This is a genomic window from Flavobacterium sp. AC274, assembly GCF_979258275.1.
Genome location: NZ_OZ409852.1, coordinates 2,127,146 through 2,144,291 on the forward strand (window position 1 = coordinate 2,127,146; position 17,146 = coordinate 2,144,291).

Annotated in this window: 12 protein-coding genes; 3 read left to right on the forward strand and 9 right to left on the reverse strand. The window is 34.9% G+C overall.

Going from position 1 to position 17,146, the window contains the following annotated elements:
• Nucleotides 1-5: 5 nt before the first annotated feature.
• Both ACZZZT_RS09975 and ACZZZT_RS09980 read right to left on the reverse strand, forming a co-directional pair.
• Entirely contained in the window at nt 6-1,208 is a 1,203-nt protein-coding gene (locus ACZZZT_RS09975; RefSeq protein ID WP_463460244.1) for an LETM1-related biofilm-associated protein, read from the reverse strand.
• A 106-nt stretch (nt 1,209-1,314) separates the two neighbouring features.
• Entirely contained in the window at nt 1,315-1,842 is a 528-nt protein-coding gene (locus ACZZZT_RS09980) for a superoxide dismutase family protein (protein ID WP_042563108.1), read from the reverse strand.
• Between the two features lie 119 nt (nt 1,843-1,961).
• On the opposite strand from ACZZZT_RS09980, the gene ACZZZT_RS09985 reads away from it, so the two are divergent.
• Together ACZZZT_RS09985 and ACZZZT_RS09990 are read left to right on the forward strand one after the other, a co-directional pair.
• Complete coding sequence (locus ACZZZT_RS09985) at nt 1,962-2,456, forward strand: META domain-containing protein (RefSeq protein ID WP_463460245.1); 495 nt, start codon at nt 1,962-1,964, stop codon at nt 2,454-2,456.
• A 5-nt stretch (nt 2,457-2,461) separates the two neighbouring features.
• Nucleotides 2,462-2,980, forward strand: a complete 519-nt coding sequence (locus tag ACZZZT_RS09990; protein WP_463460246.1) for a DUF4251 domain-containing protein — start codon at nt 2,462-2,464, stop codon at nt 2,978-2,980.
• Nucleotides 2,981-3,220: 240 nt separating this feature from the next.
• Here ACZZZT_RS09990 and ACZZZT_RS09995 read toward each other — a convergent pair whose 3' ends face one another.
• The 7 genes from ACZZZT_RS09995 to ACZZZT_RS10025 form a co-directional block, all read right to left on the reverse strand.
• A complete protein-coding gene (locus ACZZZT_RS09995; RefSeq protein WP_463460247.1) occupies nt 3,221-4,315 on the reverse strand; it encodes a glycoside hydrolase family 18 protein in 1,095 nt (364 codons plus the stop codon).
• A gap of 334 nt (nt 4,316-4,649) precedes the next feature.
• Nucleotides 4,650-6,455 (reverse strand): acyl-CoA dehydrogenase family protein, encoded by a 1,806-nt coding sequence (locus ACZZZT_RS10000; RefSeq protein ID WP_463460248.1) that lies wholly within the window; start codon nt 6,453-6,455, stop codon nt 4,650-4,652.
• 62 nt (nt 6,456-6,517) lie between these two features.
• Entirely contained in the window at nt 6,518-6,868 is a 351-nt protein-coding gene (locus ACZZZT_RS10005) for a four helix bundle protein (protein WP_463460249.1), read from the reverse strand.
• 134 nt (nt 6,869-7,002) lie between these two features.
• Nucleotides 7,003-8,184 (reverse strand): acetyl-CoA C-acyltransferase, encoded by a 1,182-nt coding sequence (locus tag ACZZZT_RS10010; RefSeq protein ID WP_073395273.1) that lies wholly within the window; start codon nt 8,182-8,184, stop codon nt 7,003-7,005.
• 95 nt (nt 8,185-8,279) lie between these two features.
• Complete coding sequence (locus ACZZZT_RS10015; RefSeq protein WP_463460250.1) at nt 8,280-10,670, reverse strand: 3-hydroxyacyl-CoA dehydrogenase/enoyl-CoA hydratase family protein; 2,391 nt, start codon at nt 10,668-10,670, stop codon at nt 8,280-8,282.
• A 70-nt stretch (nt 10,671-10,740) separates the two neighbouring features.
• Entirely contained in the window at nt 10,741-11,187 is a 447-nt protein-coding gene (locus ACZZZT_RS10020) for a MarR family winged helix-turn-helix transcriptional regulator (RefSeq protein ID WP_042563102.1), read from the reverse strand.
• Between the two features lie 247 nt (nt 11,188-11,434).
• Complete coding sequence (locus tag ACZZZT_RS10025; RefSeq protein ID WP_463460251.1) at nt 11,435-12,448, reverse strand: helix-turn-helix transcriptional regulator; 1,014 nt, start codon at nt 12,446-12,448, stop codon at nt 11,435-11,437.
• Nucleotides 12,449-12,734: 286 nt separating this feature from the next.
• Between ACZZZT_RS10025 and ACZZZT_RS10030 the strand changes: the two genes are divergently transcribed.
• Entirely contained in the window at nt 12,735-17,135 is a 4,401-nt protein-coding gene (locus ACZZZT_RS10030) for a PKD domain-containing protein (RefSeq protein WP_463460252.1), read from the forward strand.
• The last annotated feature ends 11 nt before the right edge of the window (nt 17,136-17,146 follow it).

The window sequence follows — 17,146 nt, forward strand, 5'->3', positions numbered from 1 at the left end:
TTTTTTTATTCGTTTTCGTCCAGGTTTTCATTGAATGCCGATGGTAACATGGTTGGAATAAACTTGATTAAAATCGGTAATAACAAACTTCCTCCCGGAAGTAAAAATATAGTGAGCGACGGGATCGTTTTACAGATATCCAAAATCTGTTTTTTTACTTTTTTCTTTTCTTTCGCATCCAGATCCCTCGTTGTAGAATGAGCCAAAAGAACCATTAATTCTTTGCTTTGAACAATTTCCCTAACAAGTCTGTTTTTGTTTCTTATAATCAGTTTTACAACCGTATGCGTCATTTGGTCGTAAAAATGCTTTACTGGGTTTGAGTAATTAAAATAAGGAATTTTATGTTTATGGGTTGTAATAAAACTATGTGTAGTATCAATACTTTGTGTTACAAAATTATCAGAAACGCGCAACATCGATCCTAATGAATATAGAAAATAAGCTTCTTCATTTTCTACAACACCATCGCTCCATAAAGCCATTCCCGCCATATCAATCAAATAGTATTGTTCTAACCTGTTGATGAAATAATCCAATTGCAAAGTTTCTAAAGTCTCAACAGTAACTTTTGAAAATTTTGAATAGCGAATAGAAGCCTCAAAAAGTTTAATCAATAAATCGTCATGTTGTGATTTTACTGTTTTGGTTTTTAAAGCCAAACCAACAATACCAAGCACCGTTTCTTCAATTCGTTTTAAATACTTCTCCGGAATTTCACCATGAGCCAAATACTGTCTGAAAGCCAAAACATCAATAAACAACAAAGCGTTGGTTACCAAATGCGAAAAGTTTTTACTAATAATACTATCATTAGTCTGAACTCTTTCATCGATTATATTTTCTAAAGAAAGGGAAGGAGTATCTTTTGGCAGTAAAATTTTAAAAAGATTAAATCCCTCAGGATTCATTTCATTGTAGAACTTTAAAACCTCTGCAATAAAATTCTTTGGTTCCGAATTTCTTTTTTCTAAACAAAAAACACCATATAAAGTATTTAATAAGGCAATTTTAGAAATTTCGGTTTTAAACCAGCCTTTTATCGGAATTGGAATTTGGGAATCAATTGAAATAATGTGCCCATAGATAAAGCCGGTTTCTCTCACTTTATAGTAAAAAGAATCCACAGTTTCAAAAGGAATTGCTTCTGAGAACTTTTGTTCGCTAAAAAATTTATCGATCCAGCCGGATGCCGATGGGTTAATCATTATTACTAGTTTGAGGCTACAAAGCTATATCTTTTTCTTGTGGTATGTTTAAATTTTAAATGAAATAACCACTAAATTTTGTGAAAAAATAGTGGTTATTGTGTTTTTACTTGATAATTCCTGCACAAGCCGCTCGACCGCCTGCATTTCCGGTTGGCTGAGTGGTAAAATCATCCGTTCCCTGATGCACGATTAAACCTTTTCCCAGGATATTTTTGGTTTCATCTTCACATCCTATACACCATTCGTCAGTTGTCAATGTGATAGAACCATTACCTTGGGCATCTGCGGTAAAGTTTCCAATATCACCTTTGTGATACTCTCCAACGCCCCATTTTCCATGTTTTTTAAAGGTTGGATTCCAGTGTCCGCCTGCAGAACTTGCATCAGCAGCAGAACAATCTGCTTTTTCGTGAATATGTATAGCGTGAACTCCGGGTTGTAATCCGGCCATTTTTGCTGTAAATGTTACTTTTCCATTTTTCTCAGTAAAAGTTGCTGTTCCGGTAACAGTGCTTCCACTTTTTGGTTCCAGTGCAACCGTTAAAGTTTTAGCATCATTAGATTTTGTACTTGTTTTACAACCAACAATTAAGGCTGTAATTATAGCGAAAGAGAGGATTATTTTTTTCATTTTTAAGGCATTTAATTAAATAATAAGTAAATTTAGCATAAAATTACTGAAACTCTCTGAGGCCAAAAGTTAAAAAAAACCAAAACTATTGGTTTTGCTTTGTTCCTGTTTTTATAAAAATGATTCAGTTCTGGGTACGATTTTACGTAAATAATTCAATTGAAATTTTTAATTTAATCAGTAATATTATGATAAAGAATGCTTTAATTTTAGTTTTTTTAGGGCTTGTATCGATCTCATGTAAATGCACAAAAACAAATACAGTTTCTAAACTTGACGGAACCTGGGAACTTAATTATATTTCAGGACCAAGAATTGCTTTTGATGGTTTATACCCAAATAAAAAACCAACCATAGTTTTTGACTCAAAAGAAAACCGTGTTTCGGGTAATAGCAGCTGTAATTCATACACAGGAAAATTGAGCATTGACGGCAACAAAATTGATTTTACACAACCAATGGCAATGACCAAAATGATGTGTGGAGATGGGCAAGGTGAGCAGACGTATATGAATACACTGCAAAAAATAACTTCGTACGATATTACAGATGATGGCAAAACACTGAATTTAATTTCTGGTGATATTGCTATGATGCGATTCACTAAAAAATAGAAATCATGAAAAGGGTAGCCATTTTATTGATGCTGTTTTGTTTCTTTAGCTTTGATGGTTTCGCACAGGAAAAAACCAAAAAAGAATTAAAACAAGAAAAAGAACTTGAAAAACAAAAAGAAATTGAAGCACTTATCAATTCTAAAAATTTTGTTTTTGATGCAGAGAAAGCTTATCCGCAAGGAACCAGAATGCTTAATTTAGATTACAATACCTATTTTATAAAATTTACTTCAGAAAATGTAGTTTGCGATTTGCCTTTTTTTGGAAGAGCATTCAACGTAGGGTATGGATCTGATGGCGGAATAAAATTTGAAGGAAAACCGGAAAATATCAAAGTAGAACAAAAGGGAAAAAAATACCTGATCAAAACAACCGTTAGCGGAACAAATGATGTTTATGATCTTTTGTTTACTATTTTTTATGATGGCGGTACATCGGTTAGTATCAATAGTAATAACAGAGCATCCATTTCTTACGATGGAAGAATTCATGCTCCGAAAGAGAGTGAAACTAAAAAATAAAAAAACGGCAGTTATCTCTAAGACAACTGCCGTTTTTTATTCTTTTAAATCCATTGTAATCATAAAAATTAATTAAACATATAGAGGCATAGATTTATGTAGTTGAAAAAGGAAATCAAAAAGAAACTAGTTTCTCACACATAGCTATGTTTGTTAATGCAAGTGAAACGTCTTTCTGAGTTCAATAATTCTATGTTTCTATGTGTTAAAAATTACACCCAATAGTTGTTTTTAATGTGATTATTTGGCTGTTTTAACTTCATAAATAGCATTAACCATTCCGTTTTTAGGACTATCTAAGGTAAGTTCCCAGAACATAATTCCACCTAATTTTTTAGCTTTTACATATTCAGTTTTTGCTTTGATAGATTTAATATCATCAGATGTTGCAAATGTTTTTGTACCCGCATTGTACCAATATGGTGCTTGTGCTTTTTCATCATAAAAATATTTCCAGCCATTTGCTTCTGTATAAGTGGTTGCAAAGTTTTTGAAATCAGCACCCTGAATATGTTCTCCGGCTTGGTATAGACCATTGTTTACGTTTTCTACATTTTTCCATGTTCTCGAATAAAATGCACCGCCAATAATTAGTTTTTCAGCAGGAACTCCTTGTTTTAGTAAAAAAGCAACCGCTCTGTCTGTAGATTCTTCATTAGGATTTGTGCTGTATAATGGCGTATGATGTCCTGTAACTTTAGAATAACCGTTTACCAAATCGTAGCTCATAATATTAATACGATTTACCAATGGCGTAACCGCTTTCCAGTCGATAGATTCGTCAAGATATTTTTGAAAACCTCCGGCAGCAAAACTCAATTCGTATTTTTTTCCTAAAGTAGAACGCAGAATTTTAATTAATTCTGTAAAATTAGGTTTATCAGCAGGTTGAAATAAATGACCCGGAAGTCCTTCAATTGCAGGATATTCCCAATCAAGATCTAAACCGTCAACTTTAAAATAAGTACTTACTTCTTTTACGGACTTTGCAAATTTCAATCTTCCTTCAGCAGTCGAAAATGCTGCTGAACAAGGTTCGCAACCTCCCCAGCCACCAAGTGAAAGCACAATTTTTAGTTGTGGATTTGATGCTTTTAAAGAAACCAAATGTTTAATAGTGGTAGAATCTTTAGCAGAATCTACGCTTAGTTTTCCGTCTTTTAAATGACAAAAACTAAAAATAATTTGATCCAGTTTATTTACTTCGTATTCGTTAATTAGTTTATCATCACCAGTATAGTAAGCAATGACATCCATTTTTTTATTTTTTTGTGCAAAGATGTTTGTAGTAAGAGCACAAAATAATAAAAGGGCAATCAGGTTAATTTGTTTCATTTTTAAGCTATTAGTTTTTTGAAATGCTAAATATAAAACATTAGAATATAAAAATCGCTATAGAATATGTAACAGAATTGTAATTTTAATAAAGATTTGTGATTGTTTAAACCATATAAGTTATATAAGAAAATATAAGCTATATCTTTTAAATGCGTTTTAGAAAATATAAGTAATTAAAATCGCAAACAATATCGGCAAAATATATTTAAATGAACTTATATAACTTATATGGTGAAAAAAATTCACATAGTGAAAAAATAAAAAAATAAACCCGCACTGTTTCGGATTAGTGCGGGTTTAAACAAATTAAAAGCTAAAAACTATTTTTGTATTAGAAGCAGTATTCGTTTTCTGCAACTAATTTATTGGTAATTGTTTCTCTTAATGCCACTACGTTTGGCAAGTTGGTGTATTTTGTAAAACGTTTTAATCCCATTAACATCATACGTTGTTCGTCTCCTTCAGAGAAAGAAGCAATTCCTTCTTTTCCTCTTAAGTTCACGATATCTACAGCTTTGTATAAGTATAATTTTGCCATGGCAATTTGTTCCTGTACTTTAGCTTCACCTTGATTTTTGGCTAATTTTTCAGTTCTAAGAATAGTACTTTCAGCCATATAAATTTCGATTAAGATATCAGAAGCAGCCATTAATAACTGTTGGTGAGAATCTAAATCCGGACCGTATTTTTGAACAGCGCTTCCGGCAACCATCAGGAAAACTTTTTTCAGGTTAGCGATAATTCCTTTTTCTTCAGCAAATAATTCAGATAAATCCGGAGTATCAAAAGATGGAATTCCCATTAATTCTTCCTGAACTTTCATTGCAGGTCCTAATAAATCAACGTGACCTTTCATTGCTTTTTTGATCAGCATACCTACAGAAAGCATTCTGTTGATTTCGTTTGTTCCTTCGTAAATACGAGCGATACGAGCATCTCTCCAGGCACTTTCCATTGGAGTGTCTTCAGAGAATCCCATTCCACCAAAAACCTGAATTCCTTCGTCAGCGCAATTCTGAACATCTTCAGAAACAGCTACTTTCAAAATAGAACATTCGATAGCATATTCTTCAACACCTTTCAATTCAGCTTCCTGATGACTTGTACCTTCTGCTTCGCGAGCAGCAATTCTGTCTTCAATATCTTTTGCAGCTCTGTAAGAAGCACTTTCTCCGGCATAAGCGCTAGTAGCCATTTCAGCCAATTTAGAACGGATAGCTCCAAAAGATGAAATTGCAGTATTAAACTGAATTCTTTCGTTAGCATATTTTACAGCTCCTGAAGTAACCCTTCTTTGAGCATCAAGACATGCAGCAGCCAATTTAATACGACCAACGTTTAATGCATTCATTGCAATTTTGAAACCGTTTCCTCTCTCAGACAACATGTTTTCAACCGGAACTTTCGTTTCGTTGAAGAAAACCTGACGAGTAGAAGATGCACGGATTCCTAATTTATGCTCTTCCTCATTCATAGAAATTCCGTTAGACGGATCGTTTTCAACGATGAAACCTGTAATGTTTTTATCATCTCCAATACGGGCAAAAACGATGAAAACGCTACAGAAACCTGCGTTCGAAATCCACATTTTTTGTCCAGTGATTGAATAATATTTTCCATCTTCAGATAAAACAGCTTTTGTTTTTCCAGAGTTAGCATCAGATCCTGCACCTGGTTCAGTTAAGCAATAAGCTCCAAACCATTCTCCAGAAGCTAATTTCGGAACGTATTTTTTCTTTTGTTCTTCTGTACCATAAAGTGTAATTGGCATAGTTCCAATACCTGTATGTGCTCCAAAAGCAGTTGAGAAAGATCCTGTAGCACCAGAAATGTAATCGCAAACCAACATTGTAGATACGAATCCCATTCCTAATCCACCGTATTCTTCAGGAACTGCAACTCCAAGAAGTCCTAATTCACCAGCTTTACGCATGCTTTCTTCTGTAAATGCGTAATCTTTTTTCTCAAAACGATTTTTGTTAGGCCAAATTTCTTTGTCTACAAACTCCTTCACAGAGTCACGCATCATTAACTGCTCTTCCGAGAAATCTTCTGGTGTAAAGATATCTTCGCACTTTGTTTCTTTAACTAAAAACTGACCACCACGGGTTACGTTTTTTTCGATTGTATCTGCCATTTTTATTCTTTTTAGAGAAAAGAAAATAGAATATAGAGAATAGATTTTAGACTGGGCTTACTTTACTTTAAGCCGTTTTGGAAGCCCATTGTCATTCTTTGAAATTCTTCTATTTTAATTTCTAATTGGTTAAATTGTGTTTCGTTTATATATTTTCTATGCGTTGCAATCAATAATTGTGTAATGAGTTCAAATGAAGAACCTAGAGAAATGTCTAAAAAATGACTAAAAGATTTATCTGTTCTGGATGAACCTTCAGCAATATTACTAGGCATTGAAACAGAACATCTGCTTATTTGAGAACTTAAATCATACCTTTCATGTTTCGGAAAGTTTAACAATAAATCTGAAATATCATTAGCAATTAAAATTCCAAGTTGCCAAATCTTCAAATTCTTATAATTATGTCTCATGTTTTTTAAGCTAAGTTAAGAAATTAAAAATAAGTAGGATTTTTACTACTTATTAAAATTAAATGATCTTATCTCTTCTCAATAAACATCTATTCTCTAAAATCTATTCTCTTTGTTCTATATTCTATCCTCTCTTAAAGAACCTCGTAAATCCCTGCAGAACCTTGTCCAGTACCAACACACATACTCACGATTCCGTATTTATTACCTCTGCGTTTCATCTCATCAAATAACTGAACAGAAAGTTTAGCGCCTGTACATCCCAGAGGGTGACCTAAAGCGATCGCTCCACCGTTTACGTTTACGATATCAGGGTTTAAACCTAACTCGCGAATTACGGCCAAAGACTGAGAAGCAAAAGCTTCGTTTAATTCAACTAAGTCAATATCTTTCAATTCTAAACCAGCTTGTTTTAAGGCTTTCGGAATTGCTTTTACAGGACCGATACCCATAATTCTTGGTTCAACACCAGATGAAGCAAAATTTACTAATCTGGCGATTGGCTCAAGATTCAATTCTTTAACCATGTCCTCACTCATGATTAAAACAAAAGCAGCACCATCACTCATTTGTGATGAGTTACCTGCTGTAACGCTTCCGTCGGCAGCAAAAACAGGTCTTAATCCAGCCAAAGCAGCAACAGATGTTCCGGCACGCGGACCTTCGTCTTGTTTTACAACGTATGATTTCGTTTCTTTTTTTCCATTTTCATTGATGAAAGTCTGATCAACAGTAATCGGAACGATTTGTTTGTCGAATTTACCTTCAGCCTGAGCTTTCAACGCTTTCATATGAGAGTTGTAAGCAAACTCATCCTGATCTTCTCTTGAGATTTTGTATTGGTTGGCAACCGCTTCAGCAGTTAAACCCATTCCCCAATAGTAATCTTCGTGACCTGCAGCGGCAACTTTATAATCCGGAGTTGGTTTGTAACCTCCCATCGGAATAAAACTCATACTTTCTGCTCCACCAGCGATGATACAATCTGCCATTCCCGATTGGATTTTAGCAGTTGCCATTCCGATAGTTTCTAATCCAGATGCGCAATAACGGTTAACCGTAACACCAGGAACATCTTCTACTTTTAATCCCATTAAAGAGATCAAACGTCCAACGTTAAGTCCTTGTTCTGCTTCCGGCATGGCATTTCCTACCATAACGTCATCGATACGTTTTTTGTCAAAATCAGGCAGTTCATCCATCATAAACTGAATGGTTTCTGCTGCTAATTCATCAGGTCTTTTAAATCTAAAAACCCCTTTTGGTGCTTTTCCAACTGCGGTTCTATATGCTTTTACTATATATGCTGTTTTCATTTGTTTTTGTTTTTTAAGAGTATAGAAAATAGATCATAGAAAATAGACTATTACTTTGTCTCAAAATCTATATTCTATTCTCTTTGTTCTATTTTCTAATTTCTAAGTGGTTTTCCTTTAGTTAACATATATTGAATTCTCTCTAAAGTCTTTCTTTCTGTACATAAACTCAAGAAAGCTTCACGTTCGATATCTAATAAATATTGTTCAGATACTAAAGTTGCTTCAGATAAATCACCTCCGGCCATTACGTAAGCCAGTTTGTTAGCGATTTTTTTATCGTGCTCAGAAATGTATTTTCCAGCTTCCATTTGGTCAGTTCCAACTAAGAACATTCCCAATGCTTGTTTACCTAAAACCTTAACATCAGTTCTTCTGATAGGCTGTGTATAACCCGCTTCAGCCATTAACAACGCATGTTTTTTAGCTTCAGCAATCTGACGGTCTTTGTTTACAACGATAACATCTTTTCCATGTTGAAGAAGTCCGGTATCAAAAGCTTCATAACCAGAAGTCGAAACTTTTGCCATAGCGATTGTTAAGAAATATTCCTGAAGAACGTTCAATTCCACATCGTTTTTACGGAATAAATCTGAAGCTCTTAAAGCCATTTCTTTAGATCCACCACCACCAGGAAGTACTCCAACACCAAATTCAACCAATCCCATGTACGTTTCTGCAGCAGCAACTACTTTATCAGCGTGTAAGCTCATTTCGCATCCACCACCAAAAGTCATTCCGTGAGGTGCTACTACAACAGGAATAGAAGAATAACGAACACGCATCATAGTGTCCTGGAACAATTTGATAGCCATGTTCAATTCGTCGTATTCCTGCTCAACTGCCATCATGAAAATCATTCCGATATTAGCCCCAACAGAGAAATTTGCTGCCTGATTACCAATAACCAAACCTTGATATTCTTTTTCAGATAAGTCAATTGCTTTATTGATGGCCTGAAGTACATCGCCACCAATTGTATTCATTTTAGATTGGAATTCTAAGTTCAAAATTCCGTCTCCTAAATCCTGAATGATTGCACCACTATTGCTCCAAACTTTTTTGCTTTCGCGAATGTTGTTCAGAATAATAAATGCATCTTGTCCAGGAACTTTTACTTGTGATTTTGTTGGAATGTTATAGAAATAAGTTGCTCCTTCTTTAACAGAGTAGAAACTCTCACTTCCGGAAGCCAACATTTCTGTAACCCATGCAGCAGGCTCTAAACCTTCTGTTTTCATGATTTCGATTCCTTTGGCAACACCAATTGCATCCCAAATTTCGAATGGACCATTTTCCCATCCAAAACCAGCTTTCATGGCATCATCAATTTTGTATAATTCGTCTGAGATTTCAGGAATTCTGTTTGACACATAAGCAAACATTCCAGAGAAACTCTTACGATAGAATTCTCCCGCTTTGTCTGTTCCTTTCACCAAAACTTTAAAACGATTGATTGGTTTGTCAATAGTTTTTGTTAGCTCAAGCGTCGCGAAATTTGCTTTTTTAGCAGCGCGGTATTCTAATGTATCTAAGTCTAAAGAAAGAATATCTTTATCTACTTTTTTATAAAAACCTTGTCCCGTTTTACTTCCCAACCATTTGTTTTCCATCATTTTGTTGACGAAATCAGGAAGTTTGAACAAATCGTGTTGTTCGTCTGTTGGGCAGTTTTCATAAATACCATTGGCAACATGTACCAAAGTATCTAAACCAACAACGTCAACGGTACGGAATGTAGCCGATTTTGGACGACCAATTACCGGACCAGTCAATTTATCCACTTCTTCAATCGTTAATCCCATTTCTTTTACCAAGTGGAATAGACTCTGAATACCGTAAATACCAATTCTGTTTCCAATAAATGCCGGAGTATCTTTAGCAATAACCGAAGTTTTTCCTAAAAATTTAGAACCGTATTCGTTTAAGAAATCCAATACTTCAGTTGAAGTTTTTGGACCAGGAATAATTTCAAATAATTTTAAGTAACGCGCAGGGTTAAAAAAGTGGGTTCCGCAGAAGTGTTGTTGAAAATCTTCGCTTCTACCTTCGCTCATAAAATGAATCGGAATACCAGAAGTGTTTGAAGTAACCAAAGTTCCCGGTGTACGGAATTTTTCGATTTGTTCAAATACCAGCTTTTTGATATCCAAACGCTCTACTACAACTTCAATAATCCAGTCAACATTGGCAATTTTTGCTATATCATCAGTCGTATTTCCAGTCGTGATTCGGCTTGCAAATTTTTGACTGTAAATAGGAGACGGTTTCGATTTTAATGAATTCGCTAAGTGCTCGTTTACCACTCGGTTGCGAACAACTTTGCTTTCAAGCGTTAATCCTTTTTTAGTTTCAGCTTCTGTCAACTCGCGTGGTACGATGTCAAGCAGTAAAACTTCAACACCAATATTGGCAAAATGGCAAGCTATTCCTGAACCCATGATTCCGGATCCAATTACAGCAACTTTTTTAATCGTGCGTTTCATAGTAGTTAATATTTGTTTTTTATTTGAATTTGAAGTTTCCTGTTTTGATAAAAATCGGGTTATTCATTTTCTATTTTTCTGTTTGGGTAAATATGTTTTTGTCCTGAATTAATTCGTTTATAATTTCAGAAACTTCGATAAAATGTTTCAGTTTTTCGTCAGAAACATGTTTTCTAATTGTTTCATTAAATTTCAGAACCGTATTTTTAGATAAATCTCTTTTTTCTTTTCCAAATTCAGTCAGGTAAATTAAAACACCGCGACCATCACTTGGATTTTTTTTGCGAACAATCAAACCTTTGTCTTCCATAGATTTCAATGTTCTGGTAAGGCTCGTAGCTTCCATTCCCATTCTTGGCCCTAAAGCTGTCGACGGGGTTCCTTCTTCTTTATCAATACTTAAAAGAGCAAATCCGGTCGCCATTGTTGCGTCGTATTTGGCTGCTTCTTCATTATACATTCTTGATACAGCTTGCCAGGTGGCTCTTAAAATATAATCTATCGTTTTGTCTTTCATATTGTAACTATATCGATTTCAAATATAATCAAAAAATACTATGCATGCATATAATTTTTTAATAAATTTTTGGTTAGTAAAAAAATCCCTCTGAAATAGAGGAATTTAGGTTAGTTTTTTAATTGAAATATACTATTCTTTTTTCAGATTTATACAAATTTCAGATTCTAAAAAAAGATTATGCCTCTTAAATAGCTTTTTAATTATTCTTTATGTAAAATAATAAGAGTTTAAATGCGAATAAATTTTACTCATCATAACGGTTTAATGCCTTTTGAAGTATCTTTTTCATGCGATTTCGAAGGCTTTCCGGACGCAGAATTTCGATTCCGTCGCCAAAACCCAATAAAAGACGTTCCATTTCATAATTAGGCGAAATAAACAAATGCACAATAACACTTTTATCTTCGTTTTCCTGAATTAGTTTTTGACTCTGATGCAAGGGTTTCGTTAATACATAAGGTGCATTTTCAGGATTTATCCAAAGTTCGATACGTCGCGGCTGCAAACCAGAATTTACCGTTACGCCAATGATATTTTTATAAAAAGATTCGGCATCAAAATCTTCTTCCAAATACGGAAGATTAAAATCATAATCAATCGCAATAATTCTGTCCAAAGCCAAATTGCTCACAGGAGCAGAGCCTTTTTTCTTCCCGATAAGAAACCAGCGATTATTGAATTCCTTCAAAATAAAAGGATGAAAATGAAACTTACTTTCCTCAATAGATTTAAAAGATTTATACGTAATAACAAGTGTAACCTTTTTAATAATCGCCTGATAAATTTCGTCCAGATAATGAAGTCCTTTTAAATTGTCGTTTTTATCGAGATAAATAACGGGTTTGGTATGCGATTTTTCGGCATAGATTTTATCCTCCAAACGCTGTAGAATATCCGATACATCATTAAATAACGAGAAATCCTTAAACTGCTTCAACATCGAGACCGTTTCTGTCAAAACATTCATATCGGTTTCCGTTAGCGGAATATCCGTTATCGAAAATTCATCGTCTTCATATTTGTAATACTTTTTATCGTAAACCACAATTGGTGCGTTATAACCCAGTTTTTCACTTCGCATTAACTGAATATCCATTTGAATGGTACGTTTGCTAATAGGATTTTCGCGGCCTTCATATTCAAACAAGGCTTCAGAACAAGCTTCAATCAAATCCTCCAAAGTCCATGTTCGATATTTATTTTGTAGACATTTGTCTATCGTTTTATACCGAATTAAGGCGTTTTTATTTTGAGACATTTTTATATGTTTAAACTTTAAATTATGAATTGATTTTGATTTACTTTCTTATATTTTGGTGTAAATAAAATCTTATAATTAGTTGATTGCGTTATTTTTATTAAAATTTATTGAATAGGCATTAATTCTTGATTTGGCAACTTAAGTGCTAAAAATACACTTTTTATTGTACTGCGCAAAATACTTGCGCATTGGGTTGGTTACTTCTTTTTAAAATGGGTATTTGTACTATTTTTTTGTTTAAGAAAAACATATACTTTTACGCCTCAAAAACAAATTCTTTTCTATGAGGAAACTCTACTTTTTACACCTATTTTTTGTTTTATTAATTACTTCTTCGGTTTTCGGCTTTCATACAGTCGATAAGAATTTAACAGTTCGTAATAACAATATAAACTTTGTTGCACCACCCAATGTAGATTTTACTTTTACCAATGATGGTGCATGTTCCGGAGCTCCTGTTAGCTTTAATCCTGTTGTAAGCGGCGGTGCTGCCCCATATAAATATGTATGGAATTTTGGAGATGGAACTCCTAATTCAACAGAAAGTAATCCAAGTCATAGTTACACAGCGTTAGGTTGTGGTTTCCAGAATTTTAATGTAACACTTACCGTAACAGATGCTAATGGCGAAGTGAACTCGAGAACAAGAACTGTTTCTGTAAAACAAAAACCCGATTTAAAATTTGTAGACCAGAGTAATCCGGGATCTAACAAACCTTTTGAAAGATGTGGAGATAATAACTCGAATCCTAAATATACGATCAATGTTGGAAATAATTCTACTTCAGTAGGTTGTATATCAGCATACAATGTAGATTGGGGCGATGGAACTTCTGAAGCCAATGTTACTTTTCCAAAAACGCATGAATTCCAAAAATTGGGTTCTTTTAATATGGTAATTACCGCAAACGGAAGTAATGGTTGCAGTAATTCAATTACGTATGTGGTTAAAAACTCCAATAACCCAATTGGAGCTCTTATCGCTCCGGGTAATACGACCAATTTATGTATACCGGTTCCGGAAATGAATTTTGCGATAGGATCGTGGGGTTTAAATCCTTCGGATACAAATTATCAGGTAAATTACGGAGACGGTACGGTTCAAAGTTATAGTCAGTCACAATTAGAAAGCTCTTCTTATTATAATAGTTTAAATCCGCAGGCTTCTCAGAATTTCCCTGTGCCTCATAAATTTACAAGAGCTAATTGCCCATCTGGAAATACAGTTTCGTTAACTATAACAACATCATGTGGAAGTACATATCTTACCGCCGGACCTATTATTATTTTAGATGTGCCTGTAATAAGTTTTAGTATACCATCTATAGCATGTGCCAATTCTGGTGTATATTTCAATAATTCAACCTATGCAGGTTATACGAATGGCTGTAGTACTGTCAATGTTTACACGTGGGATTTTGGAGATGGAACAACATCCAGAGAAGTTAATCCTTATCATGTTTATACCAGACCAGGTCAATATAAAGTTACATTAAATGCAACCACACCTTGCGGAGTAGGTATAACGCCAGCTGCACAATTCATATGTGTAGAGCCAATATTAGAACCTAACTTTACATATGGCAATGCTTGTGCTTCGACCAACCTTGAAATTAAAAATACTACTGACACAAGTTTGAGTTGTGGTACGGAAACTTACTATTGGGAAGTTTATCATTATGTTGACGGTTTTTGTGGTAAAGAAGCAGTTCCGGGAACCGGAAGAGGTCAGTGGAATTTTGCCAATGGAACAAATTACTATTCTAAAGAACCTGTTTTTAATTTTATAATGCCGGGTACTTATTATGTAAGGTTAACAACCAGAAATTCTTGTGGAATAGACCGATCTATTACAAAACAAATACAAGTCAAAAAACCACCAGTTATTACCTTACAGCCTATTTCTGATTTTTGTAATTCGGCAACCATAAAACCAGTAGGAAAGGTTGAGGAAACTTGTGCCCCAATTAATGAAATTACTTATTTGTGGAGCTTTCCGGGTGGAACTCCATCGTCATCTACATCGCTAAATCCGGGATCGATAAATTATACCACGAGCGGAAATTATCAGGCCATTTTTAGCGTAACAAATAGTTGTGGTACAACTACAAAAACGGCAAATTTCTCTGTTAATACCGTTCTTTCGCCAGTAATAACGCCAAAGACAGTACAAATTTGTAGTGGTTCTTCGTTTCAGGTTACGCCATTTACAAACGGAACAGACAATGTACCTGCGGGAACAACTTATATTTGGTCTACGCCTATAGTTTCTCCTCCGGGCGCTGTAAGTGGAGCAAATGCACAATCAAGTCCTGTTTCGACAATTAGTCAGTTTTTAACCAATAATACAAACAGCCCTGCTACGGTAACGTACACAATATCGCCTATATCTAAGGTTTGTCCGGGACCTAATTTTACCATTACCGTTACCGTTGATCCTTTGATAAAAGTGGTTGAAACTATAAAAACCGTAACCTGTTTTGGTTTAAGCGACGGAGCAATTTCAATAACTGCTGCTGGTGGAATTCCTTTTCCTACCGGAAACCCGTACACATTCTCGTGGACTGGACCTAACGGATTCACAAGTTCTGATCAGAATATTTCGAATTTAAGATCAGGTTATTATAATTTAAGGGTTACCGATAACGGAAAATGTCCTTTTACAAAAAGTTATTTTGTTAGTGAACCGGGCCAATTTCAAATTCTGTCACAACCTAAAACAGACATTACATGTTTTGGCGCAAATGACGGAAGAATTAATGTAAATGTAACCGGCGGAACTCAGCCTTATAAATATGTGTGGACAAAAGACGGAGCTGCGTTTCCAATTAACTCCGGTAATCTTTCTAATTTGGCACCCGGAAAATATGATGTAACCATTACAGAGGCAAATAGCTGTAATATTCTACCAGGAAGTTATACCATTATCGAACCGCCATTATTAGAATTAACCTATGTAAGCCAGACTAATATTTTATGTTATGGATATGCTACGGGAGAAATTAATGTAAAAACAGTTGGTGGTCGGGTAACCGAAACATCTCCGGGTGTTTTCAATTACCGATACAGATGGACAGGGCCAAACGGATATGTAAGTACAGTTCAAAATCCTAGAAACTTATATGCAGGAACTTATAATCTAACCGTTACCGATAATTCTGGTTGTACGGATAATTTACAGGTTGTTGTACTTCAAAACGATGAAATAAAATTAAACTATACCAAAACAGAAATTGCCTGTTATAATTATGCCGATGCTTCGATTACCATAAATAGTATTACAGGAGGAGTTCCGTTTACAACGGGAGATCCTTATATTATAAAATGGAGCAATTTAGGCTCAGGACTTGTGCAGAATAATTTATCTGCCGGAACGTATATTATTACCATTACAGATTCATTGGGCTGCCCGAAAGTATTTACCATAATTATAGATAATGCACCTGTATTTACGATCAATCCAAATGTAAAACAAATTACTTGTTTTGGGCAAAAAGATGCACACATCCGTTTAAATCTAGTTGGAGGAAAAGCGCCTGTTAAACTTGTTTGGGATGATGATGCAACAGCAGGAATTGAAAGAAATAACATTGGGCCCGGAGATTATTCAGTAACAATTACCGATGCCAAAAATTGTCAAATCAAAGAAACATTCAAAATTGTAGAGCCTTTATTACTGGAGATAAGAGCAGATGTTTCGAATCCGTTAGAGTGTGAGAGAGCAGATACGGGACAAATCAATTTGGTAGTAACTGGTGGTACACAGCCGTATTCATACAGTTGGTCAAACGGACAAAGAACGGAAGATTTAGCGAATCTTGTACCGGGAAAATATACCGTAACCGTAACAGATGCCAATGGCTGTAAACAATCAGATACCTGGACAATTACCCGATTTGATCAGCTTACACCAACAGTTGAAGTTTTAACCGATTTTAATTGCGAGACTAAATATGTGAAACAAACGTTCGTTGGACACGTAAAAGGTGGAATTCCGCCTTATACCTTAAGCTGGTCTGATGGTGTTGTTACAGGTGCCAATAACGAAATTATGAATACCGAGAATAACGGTTTAATCATCTTTAGTGTTACCGATAGTTTTGGCTGTAAGTCAGATTATGCATTAAATGTGGATACGCCTGTTTTGGGCGAAGCCAATTTTTCAACGGGTTCTTATGGTAAAGAAATGTTCGATTTATATTCGATTTACGATCCGGTGAAATTTACAAATCTGGCCACAGGCGATTTTGTCAGCACTTCATGGGATTTTGGAGACGGTGTTTTTTCAACAGAAGAAAGTCCGGAACATATTTATACCCGAGTTGGAACTTATACTATAAAACAAACCGTTAACTATCCTTTTGGATGTCAATACAGCTACAGCGCCACAATAGTAGTTGAAAAAGGGTATAGCCTTATTATGCCGAATGCGTTTACACCCAATAATGATGGTTTCAACGATACATTTGCGCCCGTATTTTTAGGGTTGTCCGACATTACTCTTGACGTTTTTGATACGTGGGGAGCCGTTGTATATTCAGAATCCGGGATAAATATTAGAGGATGGAATGGAAAGATAAAAGATTTAGATGCCGAAAACGGTAACTACTATTACAAAATCACCTTAAAAACCTTTTACAATCATACGGTAGTAGAAAAAGGGCCATTCACATTAATTAAATAAGCAACAAGATT